This window comes from Lacibacter sp. (genome assembly GCF_057361365.1).
In genome coordinates, this window is record NZ_JBMQSG010000010.1 from 59,022 (window position 1) to 75,568 (window position 16,547).

General features: G+C 41.1%; 11 protein-coding genes. 9 read left to right on the forward strand and 2 right to left on the reverse strand.

What is annotated here, in order from left to right:
- Nucleotides 1-34: 34 nt before the first annotated feature.
- From ACO1QW_RS08750 to ACO1QW_RS08785, 8 genes are read left to right on the forward strand one after another with little or no spacing between them, the layout of a single operon-like run.
- A complete protein-coding gene (locus ACO1QW_RS08750) occupies nt 35-1,081 on the forward strand; it encodes a DUF5007 domain-containing protein (protein WP_486257624.1) in 1,047 nt (348 codons plus the stop codon).
- A gap of 45 nt (nt 1,082-1,126) precedes the next feature.
- The gene (locus tag ACO1QW_RS08755) at nt 1,127-4,285 is read left to right on the forward strand and encodes a SusC/RagA family TonB-linked outer membrane protein (protein WP_486257626.1); all 3,159 of its coding nucleotides are present in this window, start codon (nt 1,127-1,129) and stop codon (nt 4,283-4,285) included.
- A gap of 28 nt (nt 4,286-4,313) precedes the next feature.
- Nucleotides 4,314-5,870: a RagB/SusD family nutrient uptake outer membrane protein gene (locus tag ACO1QW_RS08760; protein WP_486257628.1), complete on the forward strand. Its 1,557-nt coding sequence runs from the start codon at nt 4,314-4,316 to the stop codon at nt 5,868-5,870.
- Nucleotides 5,871-5,878: 8 nt separating this feature from the next.
- Nucleotides 5,879-6,601, forward strand: a complete 723-nt coding sequence (locus ACO1QW_RS08765) for a hypothetical protein (RefSeq protein WP_486257630.1) — start codon at nt 5,879-5,881, stop codon at nt 6,599-6,601.
- A 55-nt stretch (nt 6,602-6,656) separates the two neighbouring features.
- Nucleotides 6,657-8,327 (forward strand): hypothetical protein, encoded by a 1,671-nt coding sequence (locus tag ACO1QW_RS08770; RefSeq protein ID WP_486257632.1) that lies wholly within the window; start codon nt 6,657-6,659, stop codon nt 8,325-8,327.
- A gap of 29 nt (nt 8,328-8,356) precedes the next feature.
- On the forward strand, nt 8,357-10,114 hold the full coding sequence (locus tag ACO1QW_RS08775) for a DUF4983 domain-containing protein (RefSeq protein ID WP_486257633.1): 1,758 nt from the start codon (nt 8,357-8,359) through the stop codon (nt 10,112-10,114).
- A gap of 45 nt (nt 10,115-10,159) precedes the next feature.
- Complete coding sequence (locus ACO1QW_RS08780; RefSeq protein ID WP_486257635.1) at nt 10,160-12,133, forward strand: M60 family metallopeptidase; 1,974 nt, start codon at nt 10,160-10,162, stop codon at nt 12,131-12,133.
- A 52-nt stretch (nt 12,134-12,185) separates the two neighbouring features.
- Nucleotides 12,186-13,910, forward strand: a complete 1,725-nt coding sequence (locus ACO1QW_RS08785) for an alkaline phosphatase family protein (RefSeq protein WP_486257637.1) — start codon at nt 12,186-12,188, stop codon at nt 13,908-13,910.
- Nucleotides 13,911-14,034: 124 nt separating this feature from the next.
- Here ACO1QW_RS08785 and ACO1QW_RS08790 read toward each other — a convergent pair whose 3' ends face one another.
- Nucleotides 14,035-14,787, reverse strand: coding sequence for a zinc ribbon domain-containing protein (locus ACO1QW_RS08790; RefSeq protein ID WP_486257639.1), 753 nt, complete (start codon nt 14,785-14,787; stop codon nt 14,035-14,037).
- A gap of 91 nt (nt 14,788-14,878) precedes the next feature.
- Nucleotides 14,879-15,976: a Nif3-like dinuclear metal center hexameric protein gene (locus tag ACO1QW_RS08795; protein ID WP_486257640.1), complete on the reverse strand. Its 1,098-nt coding sequence runs from the start codon at nt 15,974-15,976 to the stop codon at nt 14,879-14,881.
- Nucleotides 15,977-16,114: 138 nt separating this feature from the next.
- On the opposite strand from ACO1QW_RS08795, the gene ACO1QW_RS08800 reads away from it, so the two are divergent.
- On the forward strand, nt 16,115-16,543 hold the full coding sequence (locus ACO1QW_RS08800) for a hypothetical protein (RefSeq protein ID WP_486257642.1): 429 nt from the start codon (nt 16,115-16,117) through the stop codon (nt 16,541-16,543).
- Nucleotides 16,544-16,547: the final 4 nt, after the last annotated feature.

Here is a 16,547-nt window from a genome sequence, read left to right on the forward strand (position 1 = left end):
CTGTCATTTCTTATAAAAGAAGATAACGATGAATATGAGCATTAAAAAAATAGTACACAGTCGCCGTTACTACCTCATTGCCGCATTGGCGGTGTTGGCAGTGAGCGCTTGTAAAAAATATTTACCTAAAGAAAGGGAAACAGTTGGTGCCGATTCGCAATACACGATCGATACCTATCAACCCGTATTAGGTCGCACTACTTTCTTTACCGATAATTTTTACCAGGGAAGCACAACCTATCCCTCTGATTTTAAAATTGTAAATCCACGCAGAAGGAATGGTGATCCTGCTCCGGAGCTGACAGATGTTTTTCCCGTGATGGTTTGGAAAAAGGCCTACGATGGTAATGAAAAATCAGTTGCTGAAATTGAAGCCAAACGTGAAAAACAATATCGCACTTTATTTGAAATAGGACCACACTCAGGTGCATTTACATTATGGGCCGAAGCAAAAACTGCGTTCATCAGATCTCAACCCGATTCAGGTTATTTGTTTGATGTAGAGTTATCGAATTCAGGTGGCCGCCGCTTTTATCGCAACCTGAAGTTAATGCCGGTGAAAGAGCGTCAGTATGAACCATCTAATTACAATGCTTCAACAGGGCAACCAACAAGCAACGGTGTTTTCCCAACCTTGATCTCAGGCATTAAAGGGCAAAATACTAACCGTTATCTCTCTTATAATGATGTTGATGTGTATATCCGCAAGATTTTAAAAGTAGGCGTACCTGCAACTAACACATTAACCTTTCGTTTCCTCGATACATTATACAATCCCATCGACCCTGCAAAATTTGTTGAAACTGATTGGAACAATCTTGTGCATGGTTTTGATAAAGTGATGACGGCAACAGGTGTTACTTATAAGATGGCTTATCCGGTTCCAGCAGTTGAAGTGCCCACACGCTTTACATCATCTGATGGCCGCCGTGCAAAAACCCGCTTCGTTTATTCACGCCTTGGTTTTAACGGTGGACGAGAAACTGCGGTGCTGGGGCTCGACTTCGCTATTTATGAACCCGGCGATTGGGAAATAGTGTTTGCGTTCAAAAACGATAATCCAAAATTTACCAACGATTAACACAGGGAAAACATGTTTAGTATAAAAACAAAAAAACTAACGGCAATGAAATGGTTACCCTATATCGGGATGCTATCCCTTACGCTATTTTTATTTGCTAGTAGCTATGCGCAAAATAAAATAACGGTAAAGGGTGTTGTGAAAGATAATGCACAGCAAACGGCTATGCAGGGCGTAACAGTATCAACAAGCAAGCCTTCAAAAACAATTGCAACCACTGATGGCAACGGAGCTTTTTCAGTAACTATCGATGCTGGAACTGAACTTGTTTTTACACACTCTGGTTACACAGCTATCCGCAGAACTTTTTTATCAAGCAATTCATCAGTTAGTATATCACTTTCTGTAAAGGATAACACCATGCAGGAAGTAGTGATCCAGGGTTTCCGTCAAAAAACAAAAGAAACGGCGACAGGATCAAGTACCGTTGTAACCGGTAAAGCATTGCAGGATGTGCCTGTATCGAACGTTGTTGAATTATTGCAAGGTAAAGTGGCTGGGTTAAACGTACAGAATAACTCTGGTTCACCTGGTGGTATGGGTACCATCAACCTGCGTGGTATTTCAAACATCAACATCAGCAGCGATGGATTCTTAACACCAACATCTCCTTTGTTTGTAATTGATGGTGTGCCGGTAGATTTAAATACAAACTACGAATACGGATTCCAGGGTGGGGGTGCAGGTATTAATCCATTGGCATTGATTCCACCGGAAGATATTGAGCAAATGGAAGTATTGCGTGATGCGGCTGCAACATCAGTATATGGTGCAAGAGCTGCTTACGGTGTTATCATTGTTACAACAAGAAGAGGTAAATCAAAAGTACCTATTGTACAATACTCTACTAACTTCTTTGTAAAAGCGCCGCCTCGCCTGCGTGATGTTATTGGTGGAAAGGAGGAGCGTTTGTTCCGCATCAATACGATTCTTAATTACGATACATCTTATTCGGCAGCACAGGCCTTAATAAACCAAACCCCGTTTTTATCCGATAGCCTTAATCCTTATTATAATAATTCAACCAACTGGCAGGATTATTTTTACCGCACCACCTACAACCAGCAACATAACCTGAGTATTCGTGGTGGTGACGACAGGTTTAACTATAAAACCAACATTAACTATTACCAGGAAAATGGTATTGTGCAAAATACCGGCTTTAAACGCTATGGTCTTAGCATGAATGCACAATATGCTCCCACCAACCAGTTGCGTGTGCAAATGAACCTGGCAAGCCAGTTAGGTCAAAAACAAAATGGTAGTGGTGTTGGCTTAATACAAACTGGTGTAGCAAGCGGAGGTTCATCTTCTTCTTTATTGCCATCGCCTTCCATGTTCTCTGAAAACAACAGTGCGTTGGCTGCGGCGAGAGTTACCAATAATAACAAGACCGCAAATATTTCTACCAGTATTGATTTTTCATACGAACCAGTGAAGGGTTTGCGTCTTGGCAATTTGTTGAGCTACAATTTCACTTCAGGTACGGCCGACAGGTTTACCCCTTCTTTCCTCAGTGGTGGATCATCAGAATCGTATAGCTATAATGACAGAACGTACACGTTGTACAATCGGTCATTAATCAACTATACAAAAACTTTATACAACCTGCACAACTTTAATGCATATGTGTTTAATGAAATTAACACCTACGGTTTCCGTGCAAATGCTGTAACACTCGACCGCACCGCTAACGACCAGATAACTGGGCCCATCGGTTATGGCTGGGGATCATCACGTGGGGGCACATTAAATAATATTCGTGAAACAAGACAGCACGGTTATGGCGGAGCTATATCCTACAACTTCGATCGTAAGTATGTACTTGATTTCAATTTCCGTTTCGATGGTTTGTCAACAACAGGATCTAAACAACCTTATTCACAAAACCCATCAATGAGTGCACGCTGGAACTTTAACCGTGAAAAATGGCTGGAGAAAGTGAGCTGGCTAAGTTATGGTTCTGCAAGAGTATCATGGGGTCGTAATATCAAACCTACAGGTACCATCTTCGATACCTACGGTCGTTACATAGTTGGTTTGCCTTATAACAACAATCCAACCGTTGCCATTGATTATGGTGTTGTACCCAATGAAAACTTTTTACCGGAGACACAAACCCAAACAAATGCCGGTATAGAGGTAGGTCTTTTCAACAATGCATTACAACTCACTTACGAAACGTATTATCGATCTATCGATAACCAGATCATGAAAATAAAGTTGGCTAACACCAGCGGTTTTTCTGAGTTGCAAACAAATGCAGTGAGCCTGGTGAACTATGGTATGGAGTGGTCGTTGATGATGCGTATGTTCAAACAAACTAAACCGTTTCAATGGACGCTTTCTGTAAATGGTGCATTGAACCGTGAAACGCTTACAAAGCTGCCCGATAATCTTCGCCAGATGCGGAGGGAAGTTTCAGATGGAGGAAGTAACGTACCGGTTATTTATAGAATTGGTCGCAACGCAATTTCTAATCTTATTTTTCACACACAAGGGGTATATGCAAGTACATCGGATGTGCCTGTAAACATTACAACAGGCAAGCGCCAGCAATACCTTTCAGGATTTGGTAATTATTTCCAGGGTGGCGATCCCCGTTGGACAGATGTGAATGGTGATTACATCATTGATGAAAAAGATCTGTTACCAATTGGTAACCCCATACCAAAAGTAACAGGTGGTATTCTATCGCAAATGCAATACAGAAATTTCCAGTTGAACATCAACGCATCTTACACGCTGTTTCGTGATTTGCTGAATGCATCGTTATCACAAACAATGCAAAATTTCAGTAATCCAACTGCTATGGGTGCATTGGTGCCAATTGATCAATACAATTATTGGAAACCATCAGCAACCGATAAAGGAATAGGAACTGTAAATGCGCAGTACCCAAATCCATTTGATTTCAGAAGAGCAGGAGTGATGGCACCTTTCCGTAACAACCAAACCTTGTTCCTTGAAGATGGCTCTTACTGGAAAATAAACAATATCGTATTAGCCTATAATCTCGACAGAAAATTGATCAGCAGGTTTAGAATGACCTCATGCCGCTTTACTTTAACTGTAAATAACGTGTATACATTTTCAAACTACAGCGGACCCGATCCTGAACTGGTTACACAGTTGGGAAGAGATAACTCAGGTGGTTATCCCAATGCGAGAAGTTATGCTGTTGGTTTAAATGTTCAGTTTTAATTGGTAACGCAACGAAAAATATTTAGTGATGAAACGAATCGTAAGCCTGCTTCTAATAACAACACTGTTACTGTTTGGCAGTGGTTGTAAAAAGTTTTTGAGTCTTGATCCCCCAAATGCATTGTCGGGAAATAATTTCTGGAAAACAAGAAACGATGTAGAGAACTACACCAATGGTATGTATGAGCTGTTGCGCAAATCTGTAGCAAGACTTGATATGAAAGCGGATGCTGGATCATTCAACTTTCCCTTCTTTGCGTTCTCAGGTGACCTAAGAGGAGGCATGGCAAAAGAAAATACAGAAATTGGATGGGGACGTACTTATGTAGCCAACTTATCGAGCAACAACATTAAAGCACTCTTTGTTGATGCAACCAGCGGTGGCAACAACTGGTATCGTGTATTCAATATGATTCGTTTTAGTCAATGGGATCAGTTTTATAAAGTAATTGCTGCAGCCAATATCGCTGTTGATCGTATTGACGGTGTTCCCGATCCTTCATTAAGTGGTGCCGATAAAAAACAATACAAGGCAGAAGCAATTTTTATCCGAAACATGGCTTATTTCCTCATGGTGCGTCAATGGGGTGATGTTGCGTATTACACCGATGCCTATCATAGTGCGCCGTTGAAACGTATGCCAATGGTGGAAGTGCTGCAAAAATGCCGTGAAGATTTAATGGCGGTGAAAGATGATCTTCCTTGGACATATAAAGACCCGGTATTTGTAGCTGTTCGTGGTATGCGTGGATCGGCTCTTGCTTTGTTAATGCATATCAATATGTGGCTTGCAGGTTTCGATACCGGTAATGAGAAAGGATATTATGAAGAGGTAAATAAATTAGGTGACGAGTTGTACAATGACAATGAAGGATCTTATGATTTGTTGCCTTTAGAGCGTAATGGTGAAATTTTTAAAGGTCGTTCAAAAGAAGGTTTGTTTGAAGTGCCGCAGAATGCAAACTATGGCGAGTCATTTGGGTGGTCTTACTATTACGATCTGGTTTATTATAATCGTCTTGCTCCTGATCCAACACATCCATACATCAGTTATGATACAAAATTTATGGAAACGATTTATCCGGTTGGGCAAGCTGATAAACGAACCGATTATTGGTTCGATGTGTCTACCATGTACAGTGGCAACAGGACGTTTAAAATGTTGAAATTTTTCGTAAACCGTGATCCCAATTCGGTAGATGGTACTTCATTTGATGCAAGCCAGATCATCTTCCGCTATACAGATGCGATTTTGTTACATGCTGAAGCATTAGCAAATCTCGGTAATGATGCTAAAGCACTGGAGAAAGTGAATATTGTAAGAGCCCGTGCAGCAGCAGCTCCTTTAACTAGCACAGGGGGCGATTTGAAGAATGATATTTTTTATGAACGCTGCAGGGAATTATTGGGCGAAGGACATTATTGGTTTGATGTGGTTAGGACAAAACGCATCATCGATCCATCTTACAAATTCGGATACCATTGCACAGTTGAACAATTTAAAGCAGGTGCATGGACATGGCCTATTCATCAATCGGCATTAGTGAATAACCCGGGCATGACATTAAACACGTACTGGCAATAACATAAAACATGAAGCAGATGAAATATATGAACCGCTCCATCATCATCGCTGTGACCATAGCAGCCATAACAGTTGGTTGCCAGAAAAAAGATTACTTCACCAATACAGGTAAGCACACGCCTAATTACCAGGGTACGGCACTTGATTATTTAAAATCAAAACCGCAGATGTGGGATTCATTACTGAAAGTAATTCGATTGGCCGGAATGGAAGATGTATTTAAAAATGAGAAGATCACTTTTTTCGCTCCAGCAGATTCATGCATCACACGCACCATTACCGCTTTGAATATTTATTTAGATGAAAAAGGAAAGCAGCGTGTTACAAGGCTTGATCAGATTAAACCCGAAGTGTGGAAAAAACAATTGTGCAGGTATTTATTCAAAGATGCCCGTTCAATGAACGACTATCCCCAACTCGATCCGGGCAATCTATCGGCCTATCCCGGTCAGATCTATAGTTCTTATTTGGGCGACATTATGAATATCGGTGTTATTTATAACGATGCCGGTGGTGTAAAGTATGCTGGGTACAGGCAATTGAGAATTTCATTTATTCCCTCCGTATCAGCCCCACGAGATTATAACAGTTGGTTTTCTGCAGTAGTAGCAACCGTAAATGTAGCGCCCACTAACGGGTACGTGCATGTGCTGAATTACCCGAATCACAATTTCGGGTTTTCCACCAGCCAGTTTATTGAAGATGTAGTTGACAAAGGAATTATCTATTGAGTATAAAAAGTGTTAGCTGTTTATGATAAAGCAAACGAGTAAAATAGTTTTAGCAATGACAAAAAACAACAGGCCAGTAAGCTTTGCGCTAATCAGTTGTTTTCTTGTGACTGTGCTTCTTGCTGCATGCACAAAGAAAGACGTAGAACCTGTGGATGTTTATCCTGATCCTCCTCCGGTATTAGTAAAATTTCTTGACGGTGGACCTTTCCCTTCCATTGGAAGTGAGGGCTCCGTTGTAAAGTTTAATGTCAATGGTTTAAAAGGGAAGGAAGGTCAATTTAAATTCTTTGTGCATCTTACCGAAGCTGAAATAATATCAGTTGAAGAAAATGCAGTTACTGTGAAAGTTCCGTTGGGAGCAAGTACAGGCGCTGCAAATGTGTTGATCAATGGACAATATTATTTCGGCCCCACGTTCGTCATTAAAGGAAAGCTTTCCATCGATGCATCTTTTAATACCGATGCATATATTTCAAATGGGGAGATCAAAGGAATTTTTCTTCGTTCAGATAACACATCTTACTTCCTGTACGGACGTTTCAGCAATTACCAGAACGGTGCCACTGTAGCTAATCCTATTACTAACATGGCAATAGTTGATTTGAATGGGGCATACAAAGCAGTTGCGGATCAAATGAAAGTTGGTAAGTCAGGAGTGGCTGGAAATTTAACCAGTGTGATTCAGCAATCTTCAGGTCAATATCTCATCGCTGGTTCTTTTGGCAGTTACGACACAACAAATGGAATCAATAATATCACCCGCTTAACAGCAGCAGGCGCATTGGAAACGCAGGTGGTTGATCTCATCAATCCTGATCCGGTTAATTTCCCCAACGACGGACAAGCAACTGTAGCTGCATTTAACGGAGGTACATCGGGCGGTGGCATCAGTAAAATGTTTTTAAATCAATCAACAGGCGATGTGACTGTAGTTGGCAATTTCGCCAGCCATGCAAGTACATTTTATGAGCGCTCAACAAAAACGGGTCCGTTCATTGATCTTGTAAAAGTGCGCCAGCTTATTCGTATGAAATCAACAGGTGCATTTGATTCTTCATTCAATTTCAATTTTGCAACAAAAGAAGGATACGAGGGTGGCAACGGTTTTATTTACGATGCCGTGCAATTAAACGATGGTAAAATTATTATAGTGGGAAACTTCACTACTTATAATGGTACAGCTGCAAATTATATAGTACGCATCAACTCAACCAACGGACTTGTTGATGCTACGTTCAACCCCGGTGGTGCAGGAGCCGACGGACCCATTAACAAAATCAGGTATAACGCAACTAACAACAAAGTATTACTGGTAGGCGATTTTAAAAAATATAACGGGCAGGATGCAAATGGTGTGGTAATGATCAATGCCAATGGATCAACCGATACAAACTTTCACTTTGGAAAAACACAAGGTGGCATTCCAACTTTTGCGGCGCAATTAAACAACGGAAAAATTTTGGTTGCAGGAAGCTTTAGTCATTACAACTACAATTATTTAACCACACCCGACAAGTATGTGGTTCGTCCCGGTTTTATGGTGCTTGAAAGTAACGGTTCTCTTGCGCTCGGTTACAACAACACAGGTTTATTCAGGGGAGTGATCAACGATCTCGTGCAGATCACTATTAATGGCACACCGGGTGTAATTCTGGTGGGCGATTTCGATCGGTTTGATGGAAAGACGGTTGGTGATATTGTAAAACTCCGCATGGAAAACTAATTGGCTTAAAAAAATTAATTGAAAAGATTATGATACGTCTGAACTATCTGAAGGTTTTATTCCTCTTTGCAGGTTCCGGATTTTTAGCAGCAAGCTGCAATAAATCTTTTCCAAATCCTTTGGAAGCAAATACAGGTGGCAGCTCTACAACAGTTATTAATCCAAAAACATTGGTAATAGTTGTTGATGGGGCGGTAGGTACTCAGGTGCAGGTGGCGAACCCGCCAGTACTCAACAGCCTTGTGGATTATTCTGTTTTTTCATGGGATGCGTTGAGTGATTACGATAACGTGAATGTTACTAACACACTTGGTTGGTCGAACTTACTCACCGGTGTGAAAGTGAACAAGCACAATGTTACCGGCGCAGATTTTAGTGGAAATAAATTTGCAGAATATCCTTCCTTGTTTACCCGTCTTAAACAACAGCGTGCAGGTATGCGCACCGCTGCATTCTTTTCATCAAATGGAATTGCAAATGTGCTTACTGCTGATGCAACAAAATCAGAATCGTTCAATGAAAATGATGCAGCAGTAAAAGATGCGGTGAAAGCGGAACTCACTTCGCAAAATCCTGACTTTGTGCTGGCGCAGTTTCATGATGTTGATAAAGCTGGTTCATCATCGTCTTACACAATTAATTCAACAACGTATAAAGATGCTATTTTAAAAACCGACGCATTCATTGGCGAAATATTAACTGCATTGAGAAGCCGCTCTACATTTAAATCGGAAAACTGGATGGTGATCATCACATCAAACAAAGGAAGTAATACTGTTTATAATCCTTCAGGATCATGGTCGGCATTTGAAGACACAAGGCATAACACTTTTTTCTTTTGCTTTAATCCACGCTTTAATAGCAAAGGCTTAACAAGACCAGGTTCAATTATTCCTTATACCGGAACGGCTCCGCTTTACAACTTTGCTGCTTCTGCAAATACAAGAGCAAAAGTAACAGGTGGCGGCACACTTTACGATTTAGGAACAAGTGCAGAAATGACGATTCAATGTAAAGTGAAATTTCCTACAAACGATGTTAACTATCCTGCATTTCTTTCAAAACGTGCGTCTTTCACCGGAGGAACTGTTGGCTGGGTATTTTTCAGAGAGGGTAATTACTGGCAAATCAACTTTGGACAAACGGGTTTTGGTAATCGCCAGCTTCGTGGTTTCGCTGTTGCCGATAATCAATGGCATACATTGACAGTGGTGGTGCGCAAAGAAGGAGCTGCCAGAAAGGTTTACACGTATACCGACGGGTTGGCTTATCCTTCAGCTGCAAGTCCGACATCAATTGATATTACTGATATGGGAAATCTTAATAGCCCACAACCGTTGACAATTGGAAATCTTACAGGCGACAACAACACTAATGTTCCGGGGTATTTAATAACCGATGTACGTTACTATAATGTGGCATTGCCTGCTGCTTATATTGCCAATACTTATTGTACAACAAGTATTGAACCATCAAATCAGTATTATAATAATCTGGTTGGTTTCTGGCCCGGCTTCCCTGTTATTATCGAGAATGGTGCATTTAAGCTGAAGGATTTAAGTCCGTTCGGTCGTGACTTCACACTAGAGTCTTATTCGCCCGGCAGTTTCAATGATCTTAATGCAAACATTTGCCCACCCATAACAGAGCCTGTTTATAAAACAGTTCCTAATTCAGTTGATGTTGCGGTGCAAGTGTATGCCTGGATGGGCATCACCGTCCCTACATTATGGAAACTCGATGGTAAAAATTGGATTCCCACATACAGCGATGTTAGCGGAGGTTAAAAAAGTAAACGATTATTTAAACCAGTTACAATAAAAAGAACAAGCATGAATTCTGTTATTCTTGTTAAACGATTATCGGTTTGTATGTTATTGCTTTCGGTGGTAGTAACGGCATGCAGAAAAAAATATGCCTACGATTTTGAAGATGGTACACCGGGCAATGGTTCAGGCGCACCGGCTATTACGATCGATACGAGTATAAAAAACGTAGATGCAAGTAAGTACGCACAGGCAAGAGTATTTCCCGGTTTGGTTTGTGCTTCGGAGCCAAGAACCAAAGTGGATCTTGCAATGAATTTAAGTTATAACCAGGTGCAGGATGAATTACGTATTTCAGTTCCGCCAAGTCCACAATTCAGCACAGGTCTTTATGCTGCTCCTGGTGAATTGGTTATTATTGATGTACCTGGTAATGAATATTCACTTTCGGTGCAAATAGGTGCCTGGACAGATAATCTTTCATCTATCCAAAATTCTCCACGTGATCCCATTATTTATTCCCGTAGCCAGTTAACGCCTGGCCGTAATTACTTACGCAATTTATATGGGGGTCATATTTACATTTTTGCAGGCCGTTCAATTTCAACACCTGTTAATTTATCATTCACCAATGTTGTAAAGTCTCCTGATTTTGTGTTAGGTGTTACAGATAAAAACGAGTGGCAGAATCAGATTCGTTCATCATGTGTGCCATGGCTTGAGTTAAGAAGTGCGAATATGATCTTTGTTGTTCCTCGTCAATATTGTATCGATCGTCCATTTGCTGACATTCAAAAAGCAATGCAGGATTGGGATGATATTATCAACTTCGACTATTACCAATGGGAAGGCTTAAGTGCAAACCCTGTTGAAGCAGTTGATAAAGCACCGCTTCTACCATGGCGAGTGGTAATGGATATTAAACCAGTTGTTGGTTATGGTCATTCTGGTTTTCCTATTGTTGTTCAAAACGATTACAGTTGGTTCGATGGTATTGGAAACGTAACTGCTATTAATGGTGGCGGTAACTGGGGTGTGTTCCATGAAGTGGGACATAATAATCAGCAAGGCACTTACTGGAGCTGGAGTACATTGGGCGAAACAACCTGTAACTTCTTTTCTTTTAAAGTAGCGAATCGTTTAAGTGCTACCACGCCATCGGCATGGCCACCGAAACATCCTGCATTAGCAACTGCAATACCTGCCGCTATTACATGGGCTTCATCGGCAATTGGTTCAAGAAATTTTGATGGTACAGATGCAGCCATCAATGATCCGTTTGCACGCTTAACACCTTTTGTACAGATCATGACAAAGATACCTGCTAACTGGGGTTATCCCGGTCAGCCCGATGGATGGAGTTTTGTAACTGAGCTATACAAAAAAGCGAGACGTTCAAATCGTATTTCACTAACGGACCAGAACAAACGTGATTTTGTGTACGAAGCATTATGCGAGTTTACACACCGTGATATGCGACTATTTTTCAGAGCCTGGGGAATTACCATCAGTACAATTGCGCTAAACAAAATGGCGGGTGTTTATCCTTTGTCATTCCAGGAAATATGGAAGTATAATCCACTTACAAAAATGGATGGCGATACACAAGCACCAGAGCGCTTACTTTGGACTGTTACGGCCAACTCGACGCAATCGAATGAAGGAAGCATTGCCGCAATGACTGATAATAATGCGGCGACCTACTGGCACTCGCAATATTCACCTTCGAATATTCAGCCGCCGCATATTATAACTATCGACATGGTTGTGCCGCAGGATATCAAAGGATTTAAAATAACTCAGCGCCAGGGGGCAGCACGCAATATTAAAAATCTTACAGTTGAAGTAAGTAATGATGGTACTAACTGGACCGCCGTAACAGGAAGCCCGTTTGCATTAACACAAACAAATGCACAGCAGTTGCTTAATCTTCCATCAACAATTAAAACAAGGTACTTCCGCTTATCTGCATTAACGCTTGCTGACCTTTGGTCGCCGCCCAACGCAAGTCTTGCTGAGGTTGATGTTATCAAGCCTTAAAAAAGAAAGCGATTGCATAATCTAGAGATGAAATAATTTCAAATAAACGAACATGAAGATAATAGTAAGATACAGGCTGGTTACAGCATTGATGGCGATTTTGCTTATTGGAACCATTGCTTCCTGTAAACGCTACACTGATCCTGCTCCCTATTTTGAAGAGCCAGGCGATACTACTAAACCTGCAGCAAGAAAAGTATTGCTTATTGGTATTGATGGAGCTGCTGCTGCGGAATACAAGAAAATGAGCTTACCTGTATTACAAGGTATGCTTACAAAAAGTAAATACACATGGGAAGGTGTATCGGATGAAGTGAGCACCGATGCTGCTTCATGGAAAACATTAATGACGGGCGTTTCTTATTCCAGACATAAGATCAAAGACAGTTCATTTATCTATTCGCAAAGCATTAGCGATCCTCAACATTCATCTGTTCCTAATTTTCCATCCGTGTTCTCTTATATTTTATCATCGCCTAAAAATGATATGCGTACTGTGGTGATATCGCCATGGCGAACGATGGTGGAAAAATTAGTACCCGAGGCACTTGATCCTGTTATGGCTGCCGATGATCTTGCTGTAAAAGATTCTGCACTTAAACGCATTAAAACCGGCAACCCCGATTTTATGGTTTTGAATTTTAACTCAGTAGCCATTGCAGGAAAAGCAGGCGCATTCCTTGCAGAGAATGCAGGTTATAAAGATGCCGCTCTGAAAGTGGATGCGTATATAGGTGAATTGCTGACCGCCATAAAGTCAAGAGCAGGTTACGAAAAAACAGAAGAGTGGTTGGTGATTGTTACCAGTACACATGGCGGTTCCGGTAACAGCTATGGCGGACCAACAGCAAGTGAGGTAAACAGTTTCTCCGTTTTCTACCACGAAAAATTTAAACAACTTGAATTTGTACGCTCAGGTTTTACAGGAATAGCAATGAAAGGAACGGGAAGTTCTGTAATACGTGCACGCATACCAGATGATGGAGGTTTGTATAATCCTGGAACGGGTCAGCAAACAATTTCAGTAAAAATGAAATCGCCAACGAAGACACAGTATCCACATTTCTTTTCTAAAATGGAAAGGTTTGCAAATACTCCCGGTTGGTCATTGTTTACAAACAGTAGCGGAATTTGGTGTCTTACCATTATCGGTTCAGGTGAATCAAGAATACAGGGAACAACGCCGGTTGTGTTTGATGACAAGTGGCATACTGTTACGTTTAAATTTATGGACAGTGCAAGTAAGCGTTGGGCTGTACGTTATACCGATGGACAACGAATAGATCATACAGACATAACTTCTCGTGGCACAGTGACAACAACATCAGCTCTTACAATGGGGTGGGCAACAGATCAAGGCATGGGAGCCGTTACAGTTAGCTTTGCTGATTGTATGATTTTTAATACAGCTCTTTCCGATGCGGAAGTAAAAGCATTGTCTTGCGCAATGGATATTACTCAACATCCAAAGTATGCCAATCTTATTGGATACTGGCCTTGCAACGACGGATTCGGAGGTCGTTTCCTTAATAAAGCACCGGGTGTTATAAATAAAGATTTCGTTATGCAGGGAGCATTTACATGGGATAATTATACTGATCTTCCATGTACAACGGCACCTTTCCAGGCAACTCCCGGCAAAGCACCATTGTTTATAAAGTCTGTTGATGTTACAATGACAAGTTTATATTGGTTGAAGATGAATATTCTGCCCGTGTGGAGTTTGGAAGGAAGTAAATGGCTTGAACCATATGAGCAGGAATTTGTAAAACTATAATTGATCAAATGATATTTTGAAAAGCCTTTCGCATAAGCGAAAGGCTTTTTTATTATTAAGTTGCACCAAATAAAAAGCGGCGTTGAATTTTTCAACGCCGCTTTAACTATTAACGAAAGTTCAATTATGGTTCAACTGTATCATTCAAATCAGCATCAACAAGAATGCGACCGCAGTTTTCACACACAATGATCTTTTTGTGTTGTTTAATTTCGCTCTGGCGTTGAGGAGGGATGGTGTTGAAACAACCACCACAGCTTTCACGCTCAATAGGCACTACCGATAAACCATTGCGATAGCTGTTACGAATGCGATCAAAGCTTGCAAGTAAACGATCTTCAACCGCTTCTCTTGCACCATTCACCAAAGAACGTAATTGATCTTCTTCTTTCTGCGTATCAGCAACAATCTTATCTAACTCGCCTTTTTTATGTTCAAGATTTTTTTCTTTCACAGCAATGGCCTTCTTTGCTTTTTCAAGCACTTCACTCTTTTCAATCAACTCTTCGTTTGCATCACGAATATGCTTTTCAGAAAGTTTGATCTCCAAACCCTGCATCTCAATTTCTTTATTGATCGCTTCAAACTCACGGTTATTTTTTACGTTCTCACTTTGCTTTTCGTATTTGATCAGCAACGCCTGCGATTCAGTAATTGCATCTTTTTTGCTTTGCACGAAATCCTGGATACCGTTGATCTCTTCTTCGATGCGGTTCTTACGTGCATTCAAACCTTCAATTTCATCTTCCAGGTCTTTTACCTCCATTGGTAATTCACCTTTCAGGATCTGGATCTCATCCAGTTTGCTTTCGATCTTTTGCACACGAATGAGTGCCTTCAGTTTTTCTTCTACAGAATACTCTTTTGTAGTAGCCATATTTGTGTTTGAAGTTTTTTGTTTTTTGTACCGGCGTTCGGGCCTTGCTCATCACTTGTTGTGTCACTCACTTGTACGTTTGTATTTCAGATCATCTGAAATACTCGACAGGATTCGTTTTCACAGCAGTTTTGAGGACGGCAAAGGTAGGGAATTTTGTGCTCAAATGATCGGCGAGTAAATCGATGGTGAACTGTTCACTCTCCCAATGACCAATGTCGGCCAGCAGCAACCTGTTTTCGGCATCAAAGAATTCGTGGTATTTCACATCACCCGTAACAAAAGCCTGAGCACCTGCCGCAAGTGCCGCCTTAGTGAGAAAGCTTCCGGCCCCACCGCAAAGCGCCACTTTATGAACAGCCTGGGCCGGGGGAGTTGTATGCCTAATTACGCTTAATTGAAATTGATTCTTAAGGAGTTGAAGGAAGTCAGTGGGCGTTTTGGCCTCAGGTAATTCTCCAATCAATCCTGAACCGACAGTATTCCATTCATTTGAAAGCTGGATGATATCGTAAGCAGGTTCTTCGTACGGATGATGTTTCAGCATAGCAGAAACAATACTTTTCTCTAGCCATGCCGGGAAGATCACTTCAACCTTTAGTTCTTCCTCTTCATGGCGTTTGCCCGGTTCGCCTACAAAAGGCGTCGTGGCGGGAGCTCCTTTAAATGTTCCCTTTCCTAGGGCATTAAAACTGCATTCGCTGTAATCACCAATATGTCCGCCACCGGCTTCAAAAATAGCAGTGCGAACGATTTCTGCGTGTGAAACCGGTACAAAACTGAACAGTTTGCGAAGCTGGGCCGTCTTTGGTTGCAGAATTTTACAATTTAACAGGCCAAGACGTTCAGCCATTTTTGCATTTACGCCGGTAATTACATTATCAAGATTTGTGTGGATGGCATAAATAGCAATATCATATTTAATGGAAGCAATTACAGCCCGCTCCACATAGGTTTTGCCGTTGATTTTTTTTAGTCCGCTGAAAACGATGGGATGGTGTGCCACTACCATGTTAAGACCTTTCTCTTTTGCATCCAGAATAACTTCTTCCGTTGCATCAAGACTTACCAGTACACCTGTGCATTCCCATATGGGTGAACCGGTGAGTAACCCGGCATTGTCGTAGCTCTCTTGCAAAGAGGGTGGGGCAAGGGTTTCCAGGAAACGAACAATATCTCCGATTTGCATTTAGTAAAAATAAGATTTTTCGTTTGCCAACGTTTTAAACTAAGAAATTGAAAACCCGACCATTGGAACGTTGCGTATTTATACTGCAGTTGTTCACAAAAACAAATTGTAATTTCATTGCCTGTTAATTCAAAATCTATGAAGCAGTTATTTATTCTTTTCCTGGGTTTGTTTTTACTTGTTGGCTGTAAAAAAGCCATCAAGAAAACACGTGAACAAATTGCCGAAACTTTAATTGTTAAAGCCATCACTGATGGCCGATGGACAGTTAGCGTTTATAAAAACGATACAGAAGATTTTAAAGCTGAATTCGATGGCTACGAATTTCAATTCAAGACCGACCGTTTTGTTGATGCTATTAAGAATTCCGTCAAAGAATCCACCGGCACCTGGAATGAAGACAAAGTAAATATCGCCATCATTGCCGATTACCCTACTACCGCAACAACTACTTTACAACGTCTCGATGGTAATTGGAAATTAAAAGACAGTAACTGGACATGGGTAAAAGCGCAGCAAACCATTAATGGAAAGTTGGTGACGCTGGAGCTGACGAAGAAACCTTAGTACT

Excerpts from the sequence above, each read along its gene's own strand:
- ACO1QW_RS08750 (WP_486257624.1), top strand. The coding sequence starts at position 35 with ATGAGCATTAAAAAAATAGTACACAGTCGCCGTTACTACCTCATTGCC.
- ACO1QW_RS08755 (WP_486257626.1), top strand. The coding sequence starts at position 1,127 with ATGAAATGGTTACCCTATATCGGGATGCTATCCCTTACGCTATTTTTA.
- ACO1QW_RS08760 (WP_486257628.1), top strand. The coding sequence starts at position 4,314 with ATGAAACGAATCGTAAGCCTGCTTCTAATAACAACACTGTTACTGTTT.
- ACO1QW_RS08765 (WP_486257630.1), top strand. The coding sequence starts at position 5,879 with ATGAAGCAGATGAAATATATGAACCGCTCCATCATCATCGCTGTGACC.
- ACO1QW_RS08770 (WP_486257632.1), top strand. The coding sequence starts at position 6,657 with ATGACAAAAAACAACAGGCCAGTAAGCTTTGCGCTAATCAGTTGTTTT.
- ACO1QW_RS08775 (WP_486257633.1), top strand. The coding sequence starts at position 8,357 with ATGATACGTCTGAACTATCTGAAGGTTTTATTCCTCTTTGCAGGTTCC.
- ACO1QW_RS08780 (WP_486257635.1), top strand. The coding sequence starts at position 10,160 with ATGAATTCTGTTATTCTTGTTAAACGATTATCGGTTTGTATGTTATTG.
- ACO1QW_RS08785 (WP_486257637.1), top strand. The coding sequence starts at position 12,186 with ATGAAGATAATAGTAAGATACAGGCTGGTTACAGCATTGATGGCGATT.
- ACO1QW_RS08790 (WP_486257639.1), bottom strand. The coding sequence starts at position 14,787 with ATGGCTACTACAAAAGAGTATTCTGTAGAAGAAAAACTGAAGGCACTC.
- ACO1QW_RS08795 (WP_486257640.1), bottom strand. The coding sequence starts at position 15,976 with ATGCAAATCGGAGATATTGTTCGTTTCCTGGAAACCCTTGCCCCACCC.
- ACO1QW_RS08800 (WP_486257642.1), top strand. The coding sequence starts at position 16,115 with ATGAAGCAGTTATTTATTCTTTTCCTGGGTTTGTTTTTACTTGTTGGC.